General features: G+C 71.2%; 18 protein-coding genes. 14 read left to right on the forward strand and 4 right to left on the reverse strand.

Annotated elements, in window-relative coordinates; translation table 11 throughout:
• The first annotated feature begins 41 nt into the window (after positions 1–41).
• Complete coding sequence (locus tag ACIBHX_RS16785; RefSeq protein WP_397067986.1) at positions 42–938, forward strand: MurR/RpiR family transcriptional regulator; 897 nt, start codon at positions 42–44, stop codon at positions 936–938.
• Here the strand turns inward: ACIBHX_RS16785 and ACIBHX_RS16790 are convergent.
• Positions 901–2,820, reverse strand: a complete 1,920-nt coding sequence (locus tag ACIBHX_RS16790) for an N-acetylmuramoyl-L-alanine amidase (RefSeq protein WP_397067987.1) — start codon at positions 2,818–2,820, stop codon at positions 901–903. The genes ACIBHX_RS16785 and ACIBHX_RS16790 overlap by 38 nt on opposite strands.
• A 115-nt stretch (positions 2,821–2,935) precedes the next feature.
• On the opposite strand from ACIBHX_RS16790, the gene ACIBHX_RS16795 reads away from it, so the two are divergent.
• From ACIBHX_RS16795 to ACIBHX_RS16850, 12 genes are all read left to right on the forward strand, one after another.
• Positions 2,936–3,805 carry an NAD-dependent epimerase/dehydratase family protein gene (locus ACIBHX_RS16795; RefSeq protein WP_397067988.1) on the forward strand — a complete coding sequence of 290 codons (870 nt, stop codon included), beginning with the start codon at positions 2,936–2,938 and terminating at the stop codon, positions 3,803–3,805.
• A 31-nt stretch (positions 3,806–3,836) separates the two neighbouring features.
• Positions 3,837–4,610, forward strand: a complete 774-nt coding sequence (locus tag ACIBHX_RS16800; protein ID WP_397067989.1) for an enoyl-CoA hydratase/isomerase family protein — start codon at positions 3,837–3,839, stop codon at positions 4,608–4,610.
• A gap of 29 nt (positions 4,611–4,639) precedes the next feature.
• The gene (locus tag ACIBHX_RS16805) at positions 4,640–4,969 is read left to right on the forward strand and encodes a hypothetical protein (protein WP_397067990.1); all 330 of its coding nucleotides are present in this window, start codon (positions 4,640–4,642) and stop codon (positions 4,967–4,969) included.
• Entirely contained in the window at positions 4,960–6,165 is a 1,206-nt protein-coding gene (locus ACIBHX_RS16810; RefSeq protein ID WP_397067991.1) for a DUF6395 domain-containing protein, read from the forward strand. The genes ACIBHX_RS16805 and ACIBHX_RS16810 overlap by 10 nt, the downstream gene beginning before the upstream one ends.
• A complete protein-coding gene (locus ACIBHX_RS16815) occupies positions 6,162–7,004 on the forward strand; it encodes a M55 family metallopeptidase (RefSeq protein WP_397067992.1) in 843 nt (280 codons plus the stop codon). Before ACIBHX_RS16810 ends, ACIBHX_RS16815 begins: the two co-directional genes overlap by 4 nt.
• A 59-nt stretch (positions 7,005–7,063) precedes the next feature.
• On the forward strand, positions 7,064–8,608 hold the full coding sequence (locus ACIBHX_RS16820) for a flavin monoamine oxidase family protein (protein ID WP_397067993.1): 1,545 nt from the start codon (positions 7,064–7,066) through the stop codon (positions 8,606–8,608).
• Positions 8,609–8,624: 16 nt separating this feature from the next.
• Positions 8,625–9,134, forward strand: coding sequence for a YbaK/EbsC family protein (locus ACIBHX_RS16825; protein WP_397067994.1), 510 nt, complete (start codon positions 8,625–8,627; stop codon positions 9,132–9,134).
• A gap of 180 nt (positions 9,135–9,314) precedes the next feature.
• A complete protein-coding gene (locus ACIBHX_RS16830; protein WP_397067995.1) occupies positions 9,315–11,219 on the forward strand; it encodes a serine/threonine-protein kinase in 1,905 nt (634 codons plus the stop codon).
• Between the two features lie 16 nt (positions 11,220–11,235).
• Positions 11,236–12,990 carry a serine/threonine-protein kinase gene (locus ACIBHX_RS16835; protein ID WP_397067996.1) on the forward strand — a complete coding sequence of 585 codons (1,755 nt, stop codon included), beginning with the start codon at positions 11,236–11,238 and terminating at the stop codon, positions 12,988–12,990.
• 36 nt (positions 12,991–13,026) lie between these two features.
• A complete protein-coding gene (locus ACIBHX_RS16840) occupies positions 13,027–14,250 on the forward strand; it encodes a serine/threonine-protein kinase (protein WP_397067997.1) in 1,224 nt (407 codons plus the stop codon).
• Positions 14,251–14,449: 199 nt separating this feature from the next.
• Positions 14,450–15,229 carry an electron transfer flavoprotein subunit beta/FixA family protein gene (locus tag ACIBHX_RS16845; RefSeq protein ID WP_397067998.1) on the forward strand — a complete coding sequence of 260 codons (780 nt, stop codon included), beginning with the start codon at positions 14,450–14,452 and terminating at the stop codon, positions 15,227–15,229.
• A gap of 19 nt (positions 15,230–15,248) precedes the next feature.
• On the forward strand, positions 15,249–16,202 hold the full coding sequence (locus ACIBHX_RS16850) for an electron transfer flavoprotein subunit alpha/FixB family protein (RefSeq protein WP_397067999.1): 954 nt from the start codon (positions 15,249–15,251) through the stop codon (positions 16,200–16,202).
• A gap of 60 nt (positions 16,203–16,262) precedes the next feature.
• On the opposite strand, the gene ACIBHX_RS16855 is transcribed toward ACIBHX_RS16850, so the two are convergent.
• From ACIBHX_RS16855 to ACIBHX_RS16865, 3 genes are all read right to left on the reverse strand, one after another.
• Positions 16,263–16,913, reverse strand: a complete 651-nt coding sequence (locus ACIBHX_RS16855; protein WP_397068000.1) for a rhomboid family intramembrane serine protease — start codon at positions 16,911–16,913, stop codon at positions 16,263–16,265.
• A gap of 133 nt (positions 16,914–17,046) precedes the next feature.
• Positions 17,047–18,243, reverse strand: a complete 1,197-nt coding sequence (locus tag ACIBHX_RS16860) for an MFS transporter (RefSeq protein WP_397068001.1) — start codon at positions 18,241–18,243, stop codon at positions 17,047–17,049.
• 282 nt (positions 18,244–18,525) lie between these two features.
• Complete coding sequence (locus ACIBHX_RS16865; RefSeq protein ID WP_397068002.1) at positions 18,526–19,026, reverse strand: TetR/AcrR family transcriptional regulator; 501 nt, start codon at positions 19,024–19,026, stop codon at positions 18,526–18,528.
• A 53-nt stretch (positions 19,027–19,079) separates the two neighbouring features.
• Here ACIBHX_RS16865 and ACIBHX_RS16870 point away from each other — a divergent pair, with 53 nt between their 5' ends.
• Positions 19,080–20,237: a cysteine desulfurase family protein gene (locus ACIBHX_RS16870; protein WP_397068003.1), complete on the forward strand. Its 1,158-nt coding sequence runs from the start codon at positions 19,080–19,082 to the stop codon at positions 20,235–20,237.
• Positions 20,238–20,249: the final 12 nt, after the last annotated feature.

Here is a 20,249-nt window from a genome sequence, read left to right on the forward strand (position 1 = left end):
GGATCGGCGCATCCAGGAGATATGAGCGGCATAATCGGCACGTGGACGACAAGGGGAACGGCCTGCGGGCCGACACACTGGTGGCCACGGTCCGCGGTGTCCTGCCGTCCTTGACGCCCGCCGCGCAGACCGTTGCCCGCCTGATCCTGGAAGACCCCGCGACGGTGGCGCGGAGCACGATCACCGAGCTGTCCGCCGCGTCGGGCACCAGCGAGGCGACGATCGTCAGGACCGCGCGGCTGCTCGGCTTCGCCGGGTATCCGCAGCTGAGGCTGGCCCTGGCTGCCGCTGCGGCGCAGCCGGACCGGCTGGTCCCCGGTGACCTGGCGCCCGACGACCCTCTGTCGGAGGTGATACAGAAGGTCGCCAGGGCCGAGTCGGAGGCCATCAACGACACGGTGGCCCAGCTGACCTCCGAACGCCTGGGCCTGGTGGTCGAGGCGATCGCGGACGCCCGCCGGGTCGACGCCTACGGCGTGGGCGCCTCCGGCCTGGTGGCCGAGGACATGGCGCAGAAGCTGCTGCGCATCGGCCTGTCCAGTCACGGCTTCCAGGACGCCCACCTGGCCCTGACCAGCGCCGTCCTGCTGAAGCCCGGCGACGTGGCGATCGGCATCTCCACCAGTGGCGAGACGCCTGACGTGCTGGAGCCGATCAGGCGGGCGGCGGAGGCGGGCGCCACCACGGTGGCGATCACCAACAACCCCCGCTCCAGCATCGCGGAGCTGGCCGAGCACGTGCTGATCTCGGCGGGCCGCGAGACGGAATTCCGCCCCGGGGCGCTGGCCAGCCGTATCAGCCAGCTCCTCGTCGTCGACTGCGTGTTCGTCGGCGTCGCCCAGCGCACGTTCGACTCCTCGCAGGAGGCGTTGCAGAGCACCAGGCGCGCCGTCGAGGAGTTCACCCGGAGAACGACACCTGCACGTCGTCAGCCTTGACGAACATCACGCGGTGGCCGAACTGGATCTCCAGGTACTTGGTCTTGCCGCGCACGACCGTGTGCCGGGAGCCGTCGAAGGTGACCGCGTAGAAGTACTCGGCCGGGGCGGCCCCTGCCAGGGTGTACTTCTCCCCGGCGGAGAACGTGTACTGCAGCGGCACGACCGACTGGACGGGGACTCCTGACGGGTAGGCCTCGGCCTCCGGATAGGCCCTGCCGTACACCGGGACCGAGGCGGCGCCCGGCTTGGGCGTGACGACCAGGCCCATGGACGGGACCGCGGTCGGCGCGGAGGCCGGGTTGTAGAACCAGGCCTTCTGGTCGAGGTACCAGATGGCGGTCCAGTCGCCCTGGCGGTCGGCGACGGCGAAGCGCTGGCCGGTGGTGGCGCGGGCGCTGTGGTCGTAGACGCTGTAGAGCGAGTCGTGGTTGCCGGTCGGGTGCTTGCCGATGTCCTTGACCAGCGGCGCGTCAGCGCGCGGCTCGGTGCGAAGCCAGACGGCCGCCGACGGGGTGGGCGGGCAGGGGGCTTCCGGGTTCTTGCGGTCGCAGCCGTAGTAGTACGGCTTGTTGGTGGCGAAGTCCGGCTTGATCATGATCGATCCGGAGCGGGGGCCGCCGAAGGGGTGCAGCGGGGCGCCGAGCAGCTCGAAGTAGTGCGCCCAGTCCCAGAACGGGCCCGGGTCCTCGTGCATGCCCCTGACGGTGGCCGGCGTGGTGCCCGGCACGTTGTCGTGGCCCAGGATGTGCGCCCGGTCCAGCGGGACGCCGTTGCGCAACGCCAGGTAGCGCACCAGCTTGGCCGAGGCCCGGTACATCGCCTCGGTGTACCAGGTGCCGCCTTCGGCCAGGAAGCCCTCGTGCTCGATGCCGATGGACTTGGCGTTGATGTACCAGTTGCCCGCCTGCCAGGCGACGTCCTTGGCCTTGATGTGCTGGGCGATGTGGCCGTCGGTGGAGCGGATCGAGTACTGCCAGCTCGCGCCGTAGGCGGGGTCCTGGTTCAGCTTGATCGACGGGAGGAAGTAGCCCTCCATGTCGTGGATGACGATGTAGTCGATCTTCTGGGTGACCGGCCGGTTGCCCAGGTCGTAGTGTCCGTAGTCGTCGCCGGGCAGCTGCGCGTAGCCCGACGGGATCCACTCGCAGGACACCGACATCGGGCATTCCACGCCGTCCTTGCGCGGCATGGGAAGTCCCAGCTTCTCCAGCCACTTCAGGATCTCGCCGACGTCGGGGATCGGCGGCAGCGTGACCCGCTGCCCGTCGTCGGTGACCCGCTCGGTGCCCTGCTTGATCGTGGTGTACACCTCGTCGGCGAAGGCCTTGGCCGCGTCCTGGTTGTCGGCCCCCGAGTAGCGGGCGACCGCCCCGTACCACTGGGCCGGGTCGTCGCTCAGCGGCGCGCCCAGCTCCTTCTGGTAGGAGGCCAGCAGCGCCGCGCCGCCGCGGATGTTGGCCGCCGCGTCGGTGCGCAGCTGCTCGTGGCTGGCGCCGGTCAGCTCGGCCGCCTTGTCCATGGTCTTGAGCGAGGCCGGGATCTCGGTGACGGGAGCGGCTTGAGCCACGGGCGCGAGTGGCCTGCTGTCGTCGCCGCGTGCGTCCTCCTCCCCGTCGCCGTGGTGGTTGGTGCCCGTGAACGCCTCGGCGTCCGTCAGGTGCATCGGCCCGAATCCGGCCTCGTTGCTGGGCTGTCCCGCGTGCGCGTCCCAGCGCGACTCCAGGTAGGACACGCCGAGCAGGACGCTCTCCGGAACCTGGAACTCCTTGGCCGCGGTGGTGAACGCCTGCTGACGGTCGCCGGGCTCCTCGGCCCGCGCGGCGGTCACGTTCGCTAATGGCAGGACGGCGATCGCCGCGATCGCCAACGCTCTGCGCATGTACCGCTCCTTGACTGAGGGGGTGCTTGGCGCAGTCAGCGTCTCAACATTTTCTTTCTTAGGCGAGAGCTTTGCGAAGGAATTTTTCAGTCGTTAACGCCTTATGGTGTGGCAAGTGACGGCGATCGTGACCGGGTCCGCGGGATTCATCGGCCAGGCCCTCGTCGACGCCCTGCTCGCGGCGGGCGAGCAGGTGATCGGCATCGACCGCCGCCCCCAGTCTCCCAGACCGGGCCTCACCATCGTGGGCAGCGACATCCTCGATCTGCGCGCGCCGTTGCACGCCGACGCCGTCTACCATCTGGCGGGCCGCCCCGGCGTGCGCCAGGAGGGCCCCGCGGTCGCCGCGTGCCGCCACCGCGACAACGTGCTGGCCGCCGCCCGGGTGCTCGCGCTCACGCCCCCCGACGTCCCGCTTGTGGTCACGTCCTCCAGCTCGGTGTACGGCGGGGCCAGACACGGCCGCCCGTCGAGGGAATCCGACCGCCCCCGCCCGATCGGCGGCTACGCGGAGAGCAAGCTGGCCATGGAACGCCTGTGCGCCGGCCGCCCGGTCACCATCGCCCGCCCGTTCACGGTCGCCGGCGAGGGCCAGCGCCCCGACATGGCGCTGGCGACGTGGCTGTCCGCCGCCGAGGCGGGCCGGCCGCTGCGGGTCCTCGGCTCGCTCGAGCGCACCCGCGACGTGACCGACGTCCGCCAGGTTGCCCGCGCCCTGATCGACCTCACGGGCGTCCCCGGGATCGTGAACATCGGCACGGGCAGGGGAATGAGCCTGGCGGCGATGATCCAGGCGGTCGCCGAGGTCACCCGGGCGGAGATCACCTGCGAGGTCGTCCCCGCCTCGCCGGTCGAGCCGGGGGACTCCCTGGCCGACACGCGGCGGCTGCGCTCGCTGATCGGCTGGGCGCCGGAGACCGACCTGGTGGAACTGGTGCGCCGCCAGCACCGCAGCTCGCCGTACCTCAGCAAGGCGGTGCTGTGAGGCCCGGCGGGTCACTTGTAGGGTCGAGACCATGGGTGAATTCGTAGGCGTCGAGGTGGCCGACCACATCGCGACCATCGAGCTGGGCCGGCCGAAGATGAACGCGCTCAACGCGCAGATGCAGCGCGAGCTCCGCGCGAGTGCCCTCGCCGTGGACGCCGATGCCGACGTGCACGCCGTGGTCGTCTACGGAGGCGCCCGGGTGTTCGCCGCCGGGGTGGACATCAAAGAGATGGCCGACATGTCCTACGCGGAGATGTCCGCCCGCTCCGGCGAGCTGCAGGACTGCTTCAACGCGGTCGCCCAGATCGGCAAGCCCGTCATCGCCGCGATCACCGGCTACGCGCTCGGCGGCGGGTGCGAGCTGGCCCTGTGCGCCGACTTCAGGGTCGCGGGCGAGTCCGCCAAGCTCGGCCAGCCCGAGATCCTGCTCGGCCTCATTCCGGGCGCGGGCGGCTCACAGCGCCTGCCGCGCCTCATCGGCCCCGCCAAGGCCAAGGACCTGATCTTCAGCGGCCGGCACGTGTCCGCCGCCGAGGCCCTCGAGCTGGGGCTGGTGGACCGGGTGGTGGACGACGCCGAGGTGTACACCGCGGCGCTGGAGTGGGCCGCGACCTTCGTCGACGGGCCGGCGGTCGCGCTGCGGGCCGCCAAGCAGGCCGTCGACCGGGGCCTGGAGACCGACCTGGAGACCGGGCTGGAGATCGAGCGGCTGCAGTTCTCCGGGATGTTCGCCACCGACGACGCCAAGGTCGGCATGCGCGCCTTCATGGAGAAGAACAGGCCGAAGTTCACGGGCCGCTGATCGGGAATTTCCCAGTATCGTGACTTTTCATGTTGCGCGTCCTGGTCCCCGCACGGCTGCGCAAGGTCGTGCGCTCGTGGTTCGACTCCCGCTACATCTCGATCGCCGACCACCGGCAGGACATCCGCGACGCCCTCTGGGAGGTACAGACGCTCCGCCGCGAGGTGACCACCCTGCAGGCGGAGGTCCAGCGGCTGCGCAGGGCCGCCTCCGCGCCCGTGCCCGCGCCCAAGGCTGACCAGGACACCCGGCGCCTGGCCGAGGAGACGGCCAAGGCGCTGGACGGGGTCCTGCAGAACGAGGTGCTCATCTGGCAGGCCATCGACGAGCTGCGCGGGGAGCGGCAACCATGCGCGTGACCTGGTCCGGCGACGAGCTGGTGTTCCGCCTCGACCCCGAGGACGAGATCACCGGCAGGGCCGCCGACGATCACCCGGTCAAGCTGGCCACCAACACCTGCCACGTCCACGGCGTGCCCGCCGACGCCCATCCCGACCTGTACGCGGTCGCGGCCTGGACGATCGTCGCCCCCTGGACCCGGCGCCGGATCGCCTTCGACCGGGGCGTCTCGCCCGAGCTGGCCGCGGCGCTGCACGACGGCTGGGGGATCGAGGCGGGCCCGGTCTCCGGTACGGCACGCCGTACCGGATCGGTGCTGGCGATCTCCTACAGCGGCGGCGCGGACTCCGTGGCGGCGGCGGCGATCCTGCCCGAGGCGCCGTTCGTGCACTTCAAGCGGGTCTCGCATCCGCGGGTGCCGAACCGGTGGTCGCACTACCGCTCGGACGTGCTGGCCAGGCTGGCCGCGCAGACCGGGCGGGAGCTCACGGTGGTCTCGTCGGACCTGGAGTTCACGCTGGCCGAGCCGCGGCCCGGGTACCCGGAGCACCACGCCGTCGCGGCCGGGGCGCTGCTGCTGGCCGACGAACTGGACCTGGGCGGGCTGGCCTTCGGCTACGAGCTGGGCTCGCGCTGGCTGGGCGGCGACCGTTACCTGCTGCGCTTCACGCCGGACAACCCGATGTGGGCGCCGCACGGCGCGTGGGGCCGGCTGTTCGCGGCGGCGGGGGTCCACATCGTGCTGCCGGTGGGCGGGGTGAGCGAGGCCGTGACGATGCGGCTGGCGCTGAACTCGCCGCTGAAGGACCAGCTGCGGTGGTGCCTGCGCGGGGTCGACGGGCCGTGCCGTACCTGCGGCAAGTGCCTGTACAAGGAGCTCATCCAGGCCGCCGTCGAGGGCCGGCCGCTGGACACGCCGCTGACCGCCGACCGGCCGGTGGCGCGCAAGTGGCTGCGGCCGCCGCCGTACGGCGGGCAGGAGATGGTCGAGTACGGCCTGGCCAGGGTGCCGGGGATCGAGTCGAGCCTCTTCGGCGGAGCCGCGGAGTACTTCGACGCGTCGCTGGAGTCGACGTCGTGGCTCGACCACTGCTACCCGCCGGCGCTGGAGGAGATCCCCGATCGCTGGCGGGCGCAGGTCCGTGAGTTCATGACCGCCGAGGTGGGGCTGATGACGCCCGAGGAGGTCCGCAAGGTGGAGGAGTGGGGCACGTGAGGGTCTACCTGTCGGTGGACATGGAGGGTGTGACCGGGCTGACCGATCCGGAGGAGATGCACGCGGGCAAGCGCGGCTACGAGCGCGGATGCGAGCTCATGACCGCCGACGCCAACGCGGCCGTCCACGGCGCCTACGACGCCGGAGCCGGCGCCGTGCTGGTCAACGACGCGCACGGCTCCACCAAGAACCTCCGCATCGACCTGCTCGACCCGCGGGCCACGCTCATCCGCGGCCCTGGCAAGGCCCAGCGCATGGCCCACGGCCTCGACGGCACCTTCGACGCGGCCTGCTTCGTCGGCTACCACGCCATGGCCGGGGTCCCCGACGGGGTGCTCAACCACACGTGGATGGGCAAGGAGATCCAGAACGTCTACCTGAACGGCACGGCCTGCGGCGAGACCCGCGTCGTGGCGGCCTGCGCCGGCTACCACGGGGTGCCGGTGGTCCTGGTGACCGGCGACGAGGCGGTCGGTGAAGAGGCCAGGGCGCTGCTCGGCGACGTCGAGACGGTCGCGGTCAAGAAGGGCATCGACAAGTTCTCCGCCGAGCTCCTGCCGCCCGCGCTCGCCCAGGCCCGCATCCGCGAGGCCACCGCGCGGGCGCTCGACCGCCTGACGGACTTCACGCCCTACGTGGAGCCCGCCCCCTACACGCTCGGCGTCGAGTGGAACTCCACCGCCATCGCCAGCGCCGTCTCCCTCATCCCCGGCGTCAAGCTCGCGGGTCCCCGCCACACGGAGTTCACCACGGACGAGTTCCCCCAGATCATGGCCCTGTTCGGGCTCTTCGCCTCCATCGCGGGCCAGGTGGCCTGCAACGCCGGCCCCTACGGCTGACCACGCACCATGCATGGCGGAAGGGCGGCTTGCCGTACGACAGCACAGAGGAGAGCGGCGTGCAGGCGCTGACACGACGCGGGCTGCTGGTCGGGATCGGCGCGGCCGGCGGCGCGGGCGCGATGTACGCGGCGATGGGCGCGCTCGGCCTGGCGCCGAGCGAGCAGGACAAGGCGTACACCCCCCCGCAGAAGAGTGACTTCCACCTGACCGGGAAGGGCGCCGCGAAGGTGGTCATCCTGGGCGCGGGCGTGGCGGGCCTGATCGCCGCCTACGAGCTGGGCAAGGCCGGCTACGACTGCACGCTGCTGGAGGCGAGTGACCGCGCCGGCGGCAGGAACAGGACGCTGCGCGGCGGCGACCGCCTGGCCGAGATGAACGGACCCACGCAGGAGGTCAGGTTCGGCGACGGCGTCTACTTCAACGCCGGACCCGGACGGATCGCCCAGTGGATGGTGACCCTGGACTACTGCCGCGAGCTGGGCGTCCCCATCGAGCCGTTCATCAACAACAACGCGCAGGCCTACGTGAACACCCACGGCCAGACCGTCAGGGCCCGCGCCGCCCGCGCCGACATGTACGGATACATCGCCGAGCTGCTGGCCAAGGCCACCAACGCCGGCCGGCTCGACAGGCGGCTCACCAGGGACGACAGGGAACGGCTGCTGGAGTTCCTGCGCCGCTTCGGCGACCTGGGTCCCAAGCTCGACTACGAAGGCTCCACCCGCCGCGGTTTCATGAAATATCCAACGACGGACGGCGGCACGCCGGTCGCGCCCCCCGGCACCCTCCAGCAGGTCCTGGCCGCGGGCACCGGCAGGGCGATCACCAACGACTTCGGCTACGACCAGGCCACCCCCATGTTCCAGCCCGTCGGCGGCATGGACGCCATCGTCACCAGGCTCAAGCAGGCCGTCGGCGAGGACCGCATCCGGACCGGCGTCAAGGTCAACAAGATCACGAACCTGCCCGACGGCGTCCAGGTGACCTGGGACGGCGGCGAGTTCAAGGCCGACTACTGCATCGCCACGCTCCCGCCGCACGTGCTGGCCAGGGTTCCGCACAACCTGGGCGCCGCCGTCACCTCCGCGCTCAGGACGCCCGTCCCGGTCGCCGCCGGCAAGATCGGGCTGGAGTACGGCAGGCGGTGGTGGGAGCTGGAGGACCGCATCTACGGCGGCATCACCGAGACCGACCTGGACATCACGCACATCTGGTACCCCTCCTACGGCTTCCACTCCGAGCGCGGCCTGATCGTCGGCTACTACACCTCCGAGAAGGAAGCCGAGCTGTACGGCGCGCTCACCCCCGAGGACCGCAGGCGCAGAGCACTCACCCAGGGCAGGAAGATCCACGGCGACAAGTACGGCAGGGACCTGCAGTCCAGCGTCTCGATCGCCTGGGACCGGCAGGAGCACATCCAGGGAGGCTGGGTGCGCTGGCCGGCCTTTGATTCGTCGTTCACTCTTCTGCAACGACCCAGCGGGAGGGTTTACCTCGCGGGCGACTGGCTGACACATCTGATCGCCTGGCAGGCGGGCGCCATGGAGTCCGCCCGCAGCGCGGTCACCCAGCTGCACCAGCGGGTGTTGCAGTCCGCGTGACGTAGGGTCCTTGGTGATGAATGAGAAACTGGTGTGGGTGCGAGCGAGCGACAGGCCGGATCTCCTGGCCGATCCCGTACGGCGTGCCGTACAGGAGGCCGAGGTCGCGGAGATCGACCCGGAGCTGGCCGACACCGCGGCGTTCTGCGATCGCTACGGCGTGGCACCGGAGGCGTCGGCCAACTGCGTGATCGTCGCGACCAAGAGGGGCGGCGAGACGCGGTACGCGGCGTGCATGGTGCTCGCGACGATGCGGGTGGACGTGAACGGCGTCGTACGCAAGCACCTGGACGCGCGCAAGGCGAGCTTCGCGCCGATGGATCAGGCGGTGGAGCTCACCGGGATGGAGTACGGCGGCATCACCCCGATCGGACTGCCGGAGGACTGGCCGATCCTGGTGGACGTCAACGTCGCCGCGCTCGACTGGGCGGTCATCGGCAGCGGGGTGCGCAGATCCAAGCTCGCCGTGCCGGGGGCGACGCTCGCCGGGCTCAAGGGAGCAGAGGTGCTCGCCCTGGCCAACTGAACGCAGGAGCTCGGTCCAAGAGGGTGAGGAACGATGCCGGCGAAGGATCGAGCGGGCGTGACGATATCGAGACCGTGTGATGGGAAACCGATCAGGCGTTCCTGGACGTTGTGCGAGTGGGAATGTGGCCTCATGGTTCATCTCGTGGGCGGTGATTAAGCCGGTATGGTGCTTCATGCCATGAACGATGACCGACTTGGCCCTTACCGGCTGCTCAGGCGGCTAGGTGAAGGCGGAATGGGTGTTGTCCACCTCGCCGTGGATCCGCAGGGCAGGCAGGTGGCGGTCAAGGTCCTGCGCTCCGAGGTGGCGGGGGACGAGGTGGCGCGGCGGCGCCTGTCGCGCGAGGTCGAGACCATGCGCCGGGTCCGCAGCAAGTACATCGCCGAGGTCCTCGACGCCGACGTGACCGGTCATCGGCCCTACATCGTCACCCGTTACGTCCCCGGACGCCCGCTCGACGAGATCGTCAAGGAGGACGGGCCGCTCGACCTGCCCGCCCTGATCAGGATCGCCCACGGCGTGGCCACGGCGCTGGCCGCCGTTCACTCCGTCGGCGTGATCCACCGTGACCTCAAGCCGGGCAACGTGCTCATCCTGGACGGCGAGCCTGTCCTGATCGACTTCGGCATCGCGCAGGCCGTCGACGCCACCCGGCTGACGCAGACCGGCATGTTCATCGGCACGCCCGGATACCTCGCCCCCGAGATCATCGAGGGCCAGGAGGCCGGGCCCGAGGTGGACATCCACGCCTGGGCGGGCACGCTGCTGTACTCGGGCACCGGCCAGCCGCCCTTCGGCAAGGGCACGCTGGAGATGATCTTCTACAACATCACCGCGGGCAAGGCCGACGTCAGCGCCGCGCCCGCGGCCCTGCAGCCGCTGCTCAAGGCCGCCTTCCAGCGCAACCCGAGCAAGCGGCCCAAGGCCGCGGAACTGGCCGAGCAGACGGCCAGGATGCTGCCCAGGTCGCAGACCAACGTGGTGGACGAGATCTCGACGGTGCCGCGCACCGACCGCACCGAGCCGCCGGCGGAGATGGCCACGCCTCCGGTCACGCCGCGCGAGCAGGTGCACCAGCCCGCGCCTGCGCCGCCGGCGCCGCAGGACCAGCCCTTCGTCTCGCTGCTGCCTGGCCAGGACGGCGACCCGTGGCCCACCCGCCGGGTGACCCCGGAGGAGCTGCGGCAGATGCAGCGTGAGGGCACCCCGGCCAGCCAGCCGTGGCCGCAGGCCAACAACCACGGCCACGCGATGCCGCCGCCGGAGAGCGACGTGCCCACGCGGCGGGTCAGGTCCGACACGCCGCAACCGCCGTCGCCCTACATCCCCGTGCAGGCCCAGTCGCAGCCGCACCTCCAGTCGCAGCAGCACGCCCAGCCGCATCACCAGCAGCAACAGCACCACCAGCAGCAGCCGATGCCCGACCCGCGCACCCGGCGCGAGCCGTTCATCCCCGGCGCGCTGCCGGGCCAGGCCCTGCAGCGTTCCAAGGCGTACGGCGTGGCGGGCGCGATGCTGCTGATCATCATGATCGTGCTGGCGACGCTGGCGCCGACGCTGGTCGCGATAGTGGCGATCCCCGTGGCGATCCTGCTGCGCGCCGCCGACCTGGCCCAGCCGGCGCTCATCGCCCGCAGGTCGGCCGGTTCGGCCGCGGTGGACGTGCTGCGCGTCCTCGGTCACCCCCAGGCGCTGGCCAAGTCGGTGGGCATCACGCTCGCCCTGGTGCTCTACGCCGCCATCCTCGGCCTGCCCGTGACACTGCTGCTCACGGTGGTGCTGAAGATGGAGCCGCACAACGCGCTGGCGTGGGGTGTGGCGATCGCCCTGTGGACACTCTGCGCGGGTCCCGGAGTAGAGGGACCTAGCAGACAAATGCGCAGAACGCTCTCATCCCTCGTACCCTCGAGAGCAGCAGCGATGGTGATGGCGGGAGTTTTCGCGGCGGGGGCCGCGCTCTCCCTGATCCTCGCTTACAGCACGTTCGGGGCCAGACCGCCGAGGGAGGCCATATGGGCGCCAGTGAGCGTGGAGACGCTTGTGACGCAGCTCAGGGGGCTGAATGGCAGTTCGGGGAAATGATGCGGGGACGAAGGCGATGAGCGGCATCCAGGCGCAGTCCAGGCTGGGGCCGTACCGGCTGGTCAGGAAGATCGGTGAGGGCGGCATGGGTGTCGTCCACCTGGGCATCGACGTGGAGGGCCGCGAGGTCGCCATCAAGGTGCTGCACCCGCACGTGGCCGCCGACCTCAAGGCCCGCGACCGGCTGACCCGCGAGGTCGAGACCATGCGCCGGGTCCGCAGCCAGTACGTGGCCGAGGTGGTCGACGCCGAGCTCGTGGGCGGCCAGCCGTACGTCGTGACCCGCTTCGCACCCGGCCGCACGCTGGAGGACATCGTCCTGGAGTCGGGCCCGCTCGAGCCGCGTCAGCTGATCAGGCTGGTCAACGGGCTCTGTCAGGCCCTGGTCGCCATCCACGCGGCCGAGGTGGTCCACCGCGACTTCAAGCCGTCCAACGTCATGCTGGTCGGCGACGAGCCGCTGGTCATCGACTTCGGCATCGCGCACCTGGTCAACGCCACCCGGCTCACCCAGACCGGGATGTTCGTCGGCACGCCGGGCTACCTGGCGCCGGAGATCATCCGCGACTCCGAGATCACCCAGGCGGCCGACGTGCACGCGCTGGCCTCCACGGTGTTCTTCGCCGCCGTCGGGGCCCCGCCGTTCGGCACGGGGACCTTCGAGGCGGTCTGTTTCAACATCATGGAAGGCCGGGCCCAGCTCGACAGGGCCCCGGCGTGGCTGCGCGGGTGGCTGTCGCGGGCCCTGCAGGTCGACCCCGGCCGCCGGCCCAGCGCGCACGAGCTGCTGCGGACGGCCAGGCAGCTCGACCCGACGGTGACCTCCTTCCACGAATCGACCTTCCACCAGCCGACGACGCCCAACGGGACCAAGCGGCTGCCGGTCAGCGAGACGTACTCGGACCTGCTGCCGCCCGTGGAGTACGCCAAGGCGGCGCCGCCGCCTCCCGTTGTGGAGAAGCCGCCGCCCTACGTGCCCGCGCCCGTCCAGGCCAGGCCTCCGGTGCCGGCGCCGCGCGCCGACCAGCGGGTGGCCGGATACCCGGCACCGCGCCAGCCTCAGCCTCAGCCTCGGACGTACACGCCGCCGGCGCCTCCTGCCGAGCGCAAGCGCTACCTGGTCGGCAGCCAGGTCATCGGCATGCTGCTCCTGGTCACGCTGGTCGCGCTGACCGTGATGATGCCGGTCGTGATGGGCGCCGTCTCGGTGGCCGTCGCGCTGGTGCTGCGGGTGGGCGAGTACCTGTTCGGCGACCTGGTCAGCCGCCGGCAGATCCGCGGCAGCAGCGCCGCCGACCCGCTGCTGGCGGTGGTCGGCACGCCGTGGGCGCTGGTCAAGGCCACCGCGGTGACCGTGCTGCACGTGCCGCTGTCGATCCTGTTCGGCGTCTGCGTGTGGGGCGTGCTGCGCTGGGGCGGCCAGATGCCCGTCAACGAGGCGGCCTCCTACGCCGCCGGCGCCTTCACGCTGGGGCTGTTCGTGCTGCCCGGCGGCGGGGCGCCGCGCAAGGCGGTCACGCGTACGCTGACCGGCGTCCTGCGCTCGCCGGGTGCGGCGCTGATCGGCATCGTCGTCGTCGGCACGGCCGCGCTCTTCGCGGTCCTGTTCGCGATGAGCCAGGACCCGACCTGGGCGCCGTGGAAGGCGCCGGAGACCGTGATCAGGCAGCTGACCAGGAGCGCGCAGGACAGCACCATCGGGGTGCTCACCGGCCTGGTCGACGACCTGTTGCACAGCACCGGGCTGGGTTTCCTCTCACCTTGGTCCTGAGTTCGCCGGAGGCGTTCCCGGGGGAGGAGGAAGGGTATGAGTGAGCACCTCGGCCCCTACCAGTTGCTCTCCAGGCTCGGCTCGGGCGGTTTCGGCGAGGTGCACCTGGCACTCGACCCCGAGGGCCGCACGGTCGCGGTCAAGCTGCTCCACCCGCACGTGGCCGCCGACGGCGCCGCGCTGGCCCGGCTGCACCGCGAGGTCGAGACCATGCGCCGGGTCCGCGGTGCGCACGTGGCCGAGGTGCTCGACGCCTCGCTCGAGGCGGCCAGGCCGTACCTGGTGACCCGCTACGTCCAGGGCAAGCCGCTCAGTGCGGTGCCGCTGCCCGTGGCCGACCTGCACCTGCTGGCGACCGGGCTGGCGGCGGCGCTGCTCGACATGCACGAGGCGGGCGTGGTGCACCGCGATCTCAAGCCGGCCAACGTGATGATGAGCGAGGGTGAGCCGGTCGTCATCGACTTCGGCATCGCCTCGGCGCTCGACTCGCTGTCGGTGACCGCCTCCGGCGCCGTCGTGGGGACGCCCGGATACCTGGCTCCCGAGGTGCTCGAGGGGCGGGCGTCGGGTCCGGAGACCGACGTCTTCGCGTTCGGGGCGACGCTGGCCTACGCCGCTACCGGGCGCCAGCCGTACGGGCAGGGGCCGGCGTCAGCGGTCGCCTACCGGGTCGTCCATCACGAGCCCGACCTGGACGGGGTGCCCGAGTGGCTGGCGCCGCTGCTGCGCGAATGCCTGGCCACGGATCCGGCTGCGCGGCCGACGGCCGCGCAGATCTGCGCCCGGCTCGGCGTCAGCGCGGAGCCCCGCGGCCGCCATCTCGCCGCCCCCGTCGGCTCCGGTACGGCGGTGCAGCCCAGGATCGAGGATCTGGCCACCCGCGAGTGGCGGCCGGGTCAGGTGCCGCGGCGCAGGTCCGTGGAGGAGTCCAGGGCGATACACCGGGAGCAGGTGCGCAGGCGCTGGGTGATCGGGTCCGGCCTGTTCGTGTCGCTGCTCGCCGCGGCGGCGCGGGTGCCGCTGCCCGAGGTGGCGCTGTTCATGCTGGCCGTCTACGCGCTGGCGATCATGGCGGACGCCGGGGTCGCGCTGTTCTCCCGCAGCCCCTACAGGACCTCGCGCATGGTGGTGGACCTGCTCAGCATCGCGGGCACCGCCGCGCTGTGCTTCGGGCTGAGCACCTTCTTCAGCACGTTCACGCTGGCGCTGTTCGCCGGTACGGCCGTCGTCGTGGCCATCGTGTTCCTGGTCTCGTCCTGATCGCGTTTTCCGATGGGGGCCATAGTCAGGCTCCCGAACAAAGTTCGGTATCGTGGTCCGAGCTGCTGGTTCGCCCTGAAGCTACTCATGGGTAACATGGCCGTGGGGAGCCCCCCCAGGTGGTGACTTGGGTAGGGCACCTGGCAGTCTGGACAGCGAGTTTTCCGAGCATGCGATTACGGGAGGTCGGCCACCGGCCATGAACATCGTCGTCTGCGTGAAGCAGGTCCCCGACACGGCGACCGAGCGCAAGCTCCGGTCCGATGACAAGACGCTCGACCGCGACGCCGTCGACGGCGTGGTGAACGAGCTTGACGAGTACGCGGTCGAGGAGGCGCTGAAGCTCAAGGAGGCCCACGGCGGTGAGGTCACCGTCCTCACCATGGGTCCCGCCAAGGCCACCGAGACCATCCGCAAGGCCCTGGCCATGGGCGCCGACAAGGCCGTGCACCTCACCGACGACGCGCTGCACGGCTCCGACGCGCTGTCGACCTCCTACGCGATGGCGCAGGCCCTGCAGCGGATCGGCTTCGACCTGGTGATCCTGGGTTCCGAGTCGACCGACGCGCGTACCGGCATGCTGCCGGCCATGCTGGCCGAGCGGCTCGGCGTGCCGCAGCTCACGCTGGCCAACAAGGTCGACGTCGACGGCTCGTCGATCTCGATCCAGCGGATCACCGACTACGGCTACGACAAGGTCGAGGCCTCGCTGCCCGCCGTCGTGTCCGTGGTCGAGAAGATCAACGAGCCGCGCTACCCCTCGTTCAAGGGGATCATGGCGGCCAAGAAGAAGCCGGTGGAGACTCTCGGCGTCGCCGACGTCGCGGCCGACGGTGGCCTTGTCGGGCTTGGTGCCGCGTGGTCGGAGGTGGTGGACTTCGCCGCCGCGCCGCCGCGCGCCGCGGGCACGATCGTCAAGGACGAGGGCGACGGTGGCGCGAAGGCCGCCGACTTCCTCGCGTCCAAGAAGTTCATCTGAGAAGCGGGAGTTTGCTGATATGTCGGAGATTCTCGTTCTCGTCGAGCAGGTCGACGGCGAGGTCAAGAAGGTCACGCTGGAGCTGCTGACCCTGGCCCGCTCGCTCGGCTCCCCGTCCGCCGTCTGGGCGGGTCCCGGCCTGACCGACGCCGCCACGGCCAAGCTGGCCGAGTACGGCGCCGAGAAGGTCTACAACGCCCCGTCGTCCGACGTGGTCGACTACGTGGTGGCGCCCCGCGCCGAGCTGCTGGCCCAGCTCGTGGCGGACAAGTCGCCCGCCGCGGTCCTGGTCGCCTCGACCGCCGAGGGCAAGGAGATCGCCGGTCGCCTGGCCGTCAAGACCGACTCGGGCGTCATCACCGACGCCGTCGGCCTGGGTGAGGGATTCGTCGCCGACCAGTCCATCTTCGGCGGCGGCGTCAACGTCCGGTCGCGCGTGGCCAAGGGCACCCCGATCGTGGCGGTACGCCCCAACTCCACGGCCCCCGCGCCCGCCGCCGGGGCCGGCGCGGTCGAGGAGGTCTCGCTGTCCCTGTCCGAAGGCGCCAAGGCCGCCAAGATCGTGGACAGGGTCAAGCAGGACAAGGGCGCCCGTCCCGAGCTGACGGAGGCCGCCATCGTGGTCTCCGGCGGCCGCGGCGTCGGCTCGGCCGAGAACTTCTCGGTCATCGAGGGCCTCGCGGACGCCCTGGGCGCCGCTGTCGGCGCCTCCCGCGCCGCCACGGACGCCGGCTGGTACCCGCACCAGTTCCAGGTCGGCCAGACGGGCAAGACCGTCTCGCCGCAGCTGTACATCGCGGCCGGCATCTCGGGCGCGATCCAGCACCGGGCGGGCATGCAGACGGCCAAGACGATCGTCGCGATCAACAAGGACCCGGAGGCGCCCATCTTCGAGCTCGCCGACTACGGCGTGGTCGGAGACCTCCACCAGGTGGTCCCGCAGCTGACCGAAGAGGTCAGGAAGCGCAAGTAGCCTCTGCGATCACACGAAGCGGCGCCGCGGTTCTCCGCGGCGCCGCTTCGCTTTGCCCGCTCAGGCCACCTGGGCCCTGGTACGGCGCGCGGTGACGAGCCATCCGGCGACCATCCCCGCCAGCACGGGCGGGCCGTGGAGGTTGGCGAAGGCCGCGAGAGCCAGGCCCGCGACGCCCGCCAGGGCGGGGAAAGCCCACGCCGGGATGCGGGCACGCAGGTTGACCAGCTGGAAGGCCGCCGCGGACACGATGACGAGCGCGATCAGCGAGCTGGGGAAGAGCTGGGAGACGGCCATCACCACGGCGTAGAAGGCCGCCACGGAGGCGGCCAGGCGGTCGGCGGCGACGGCCAGGCCGCCCGCCAGGGCGCAGACGGTGATCGAGTTGCCGGCGCCCGCCACGCCCAGCAGGTACCCGGTGGCCTCGCCGACGACGGCGCCCGTGACGTACAGCAGGAGCATCCGCGCGGGCCCCAGCGTGCGCTCGGCCAGGAAGGCCAGCACGGCCAGCGTCGCCAGGTTGAAGACGGTGCCGAACAGGCCGCCGTCCTGGACGACGAGCGCCGTCGCCAGCCGCCACCACTCGCCGTGCGAGATGGCGGCCGGATCGCGCATGAGCGCCGGCTCCAGCCCCGGGACGGCGAACTGGAGCAGGCTGGGCACGGCCGTGACGGCGACGACCGCGATGGAGGCGAGGGGGACCCTGGACATGGCCCCTAGCGTGCCAGCCCCCACCGCGTACCGGTCAGTGGGGGCTGTCCTGTCCTACTCAGGACAAATGTCCCGGCCGTACGGCGGGCCGATGCGCGCCACGTGGCGGACTGGCCTGCCGTACGCCGGCGTCTCAGGCGGCGACGCGCTCGCGAGCGGGTTCGGCTTCGGCAGGGAAGGTGATGACCGTGGTGTGCTCGCGGCGGGGCAGGAAGCGGGCGGCGATCGTGATCAGGACGCCGAGCACGATGGCCAGGCCGAGCGCGGTGCGCAGCGACGTGACGTCCGTGAGGAAGCCGATCACGACCGGGCCGAGCAGCAGGCCCGCGTAGCCCATGGCGCCCGCCTGGGCGATCGCCGGGCCGGGGTTGCCGGTGGCAGTGCCCGCCAGCGACAGCGTCATCGGCGAGATCGTAGCCACGCCAAGCCCCACGAAGAACATCGCGAAGACCGCCACCAGAGGCGTCGGAGCCAGCAGCACGACCGCGAAGAACCCGGCCGTGGCCAGCCCTGACACGGTCATCATGCCGCGCGCGCCGAACCGCGACCTGATCCGGTCGCCCGACAGCCTGGCCACCAGCATGCCCACCTCGAACACCGGGTAGCCGAGAGCCGCCAGCGCCTCCGGCGCGCCCAGGCTGTCACGCATGAACAGGCCGTTCCAGTCGGCGACCGTGCCCTCGACCATGAACGCGAAGAACATGATCGCGCCCAGCAGGTAGACGATGGGCGGCATCCGCCGGCGGGCCTGCTCGGCCGTCTGCGCGACGGGCCGCTCGGGCAGGTAGGTGCGGCCGATCGCGACCGTCAGCGGGACGGACACCAGGCCGATCAGGGTCAGGTGCAGGGTGAACGGCACGCCAAGCGCGATGGACAGGCTTCCGAGGCCGCCCGCCGAGATGGCGCCCACGCACCAGCCGGCGTGCATACCGTTCATCAGCGGCCTGCCGTAGGCCTGCTCCACGGTGGAGCCCTGGGCGTTCATCGCGATGTCGACCGTGCCGAAGGCCATCCCGAACAGCGCCGCGGCGGCCATCAGCGTCGGCACGTTCGGCGCCAGGCCCACCCCGACCAGGCTCAACGCGGTCAGCGGGCCGCCGATTCTGAGCACCGCTCTGCTGCCCGCTCTCGCCATGACGCCGCGCATGGACTGCATGGTGACCAGCGCGCCCAGACCCCACGCGAGCAGGATCAGACCGACGGCGGACTCGGACAGGCCGAGTTTGTCGGTCATGGCGGGGATGCGCACGGTCATCGTGCCGACCATCAGTCCGGCCAGGACGAAGGTGAGGATCGCGCCGTTGCGGGCGGTCCTCAGGTTGCGGGTCATGGGGTGCACCTCTCAGGGTTGTTGCTTCTTCAGTGGGGTTACTTGGGGTCGGCCCGCTTGAGCCGGTACGGCAAGCCGATTCGCCCTCGGGGCGAATCGGCGCCTGGTAAGTTGATCGTGTTAGGTACCGCCGGACGGGCGGGAACGGGATCGGAAGATCCGAAAGCCTGTGGAGACCCGGTAAGACCACTCCGGTGGCGCGGGTCAGTGAAGCAGGAAGCCACGGAAGTGTCGCGCGAGCGGCACAGGCCAGAATCTTCGGCGTTCACGCCGGAGAGCGTGTCAAAGCATGGCGAGGAGGCGGGCCTCGAGAGCCTCGAGGTCGGCTTCCGAGTGGGTGTCGGGGTCGTGGCTGGCCACGTCCCACAGGCCCTCACACGCCAGGCGCACGATCGACGAGGCCACCGGGTCGGGCTCTGATGACAGGCCCTCGCGGTGCCAGCGGGCCATCGCCTCCCGGAGCGGCGTCAGCAGGAACACGTTCCCTGACGCCCCGGTGACGACGGCCCATCGTCGCAGCTTGCCGGCCCTGACGGCCGTGAGCGTGGCCGCCAGGTATCGTTTGGTGTAGGTGTCGCCCGGTGAGGTCGCCAGCAGCTCGTCGAACTCGCCGATCAGGCGTTCGACCATGCCCTTGATCAGGGCTTCCTTGCTGGCGAAGTGGTAGAGGAGCCCGCCCTTGCTCACTCCGGCGCGCTCGGCGACGGCCGCCAGGGTGAGGGCCTCCGAACCCTGGTCGCACAGCAGGCCCTCCGCCGCGTCCAGTAGCTCGTCTCTCCTCATGCCTCAACTGTACCGTCCGGACGGTACAGTTGCAAACGAGATACCCTGAGCACGTGACGTCGGCCTATCTTGATCACGCGGCGACCACGCCGATGCTGCCCGAGGCCATCGAGGCGATGACGGAACAACTCGGCCGGGTCGGCAACGCCTCCTCACTGCACGCGGCCGGCCGCCAGGTGCGCAGGGTGGTCGAGGAGTCGCGCGAGGCCATCGCCGACGCGCTCGGCGCCCGCCCCAGCGAGGTCGTGTTCACCTCCGGCGGCACCGAGGCCGACAACCTGGCCATCAAGGGCCTGTACTGGTCGCGCCGGCCCAGGAAGCGCCTGCTGATCAGCTCGATCGAGCACCACGCCGCGCTCGACCCCGCCCACTGGCTGTCCACCAGCCAGGGCGCCGAGGTCGAGCTGCTGGAGGTCGACGAGTACGGCAGGCTGCACCCCGACACGCTCAGGGCCGCGATCGAACGGGCCCCCGACGACGTGGCGATGGTCAGCGTGATGTGGGCCAACAACGAGGTCGGCACCGTCCAGCCCGTGCGCGTGCTGGCGGCCGTCGCGCACGACCACGGCATCCCCTTCCACACCGACGCCGTGCAGGCGGTCGGCCAGCTGCCGGTGTCGTTCGCCGAGTCGGGCGCCGACGCGCTCACGCTGACCGGCCACAAGCTCGGCGGCCCGATGGGCGTCGGCGTGCTGCTGCTGGCCAGGGGGCTGACACCGGTCTCCGTGCTGCACGGCGGCGGCCAGGAGCGCGACGTGCGCTCCGGCACGCTCGACGCGCCCGCGATCGCCGGGCTGGCGGCAGCCGTACAGACCGCCACCAAGGGCCAGGAGGCGCTCAACAAGCGGCTGACCGCGCTGCGCGACGACCTCATCGAGCGGGTACGGCAGGCCGTCCCCGACGTCCTGCTCAACGGCGACCCGGTCGACCGGCTGCCCGGCAACGCGCACTTCTCCTTCCCCGGCTGCGAAGGCGACGCGCTGCTGATGCTGCTGGACGCCAAGGGCGTGGAGTGCTCCACCGGGTCGGCCTGCTCGGCGGGCGTGGCCCAGCCCTCGCACGTGCTGCTGGCGATGGGCGCCGACACCGCCTCGGCCAGGGGCTCGCTGCGCTTCACGCTCGGGCACACCTCGACCAAGCAGGACGTCGACCGCCTGGTCGAGGTCCTGCCCGGCGTCGTCGAGCGCGCCCGCCGCGCCGGCCTCAGCTAGCGCCCGGGCAGG

This window comes from Nonomuraea sp. NPDC050536, assembly GCF_044457685.1.
Classification (GTDB): Bacteria; Actinomycetota; Actinomycetes; order Streptosporangiales; family Streptosporangiaceae; genus Nonomuraea.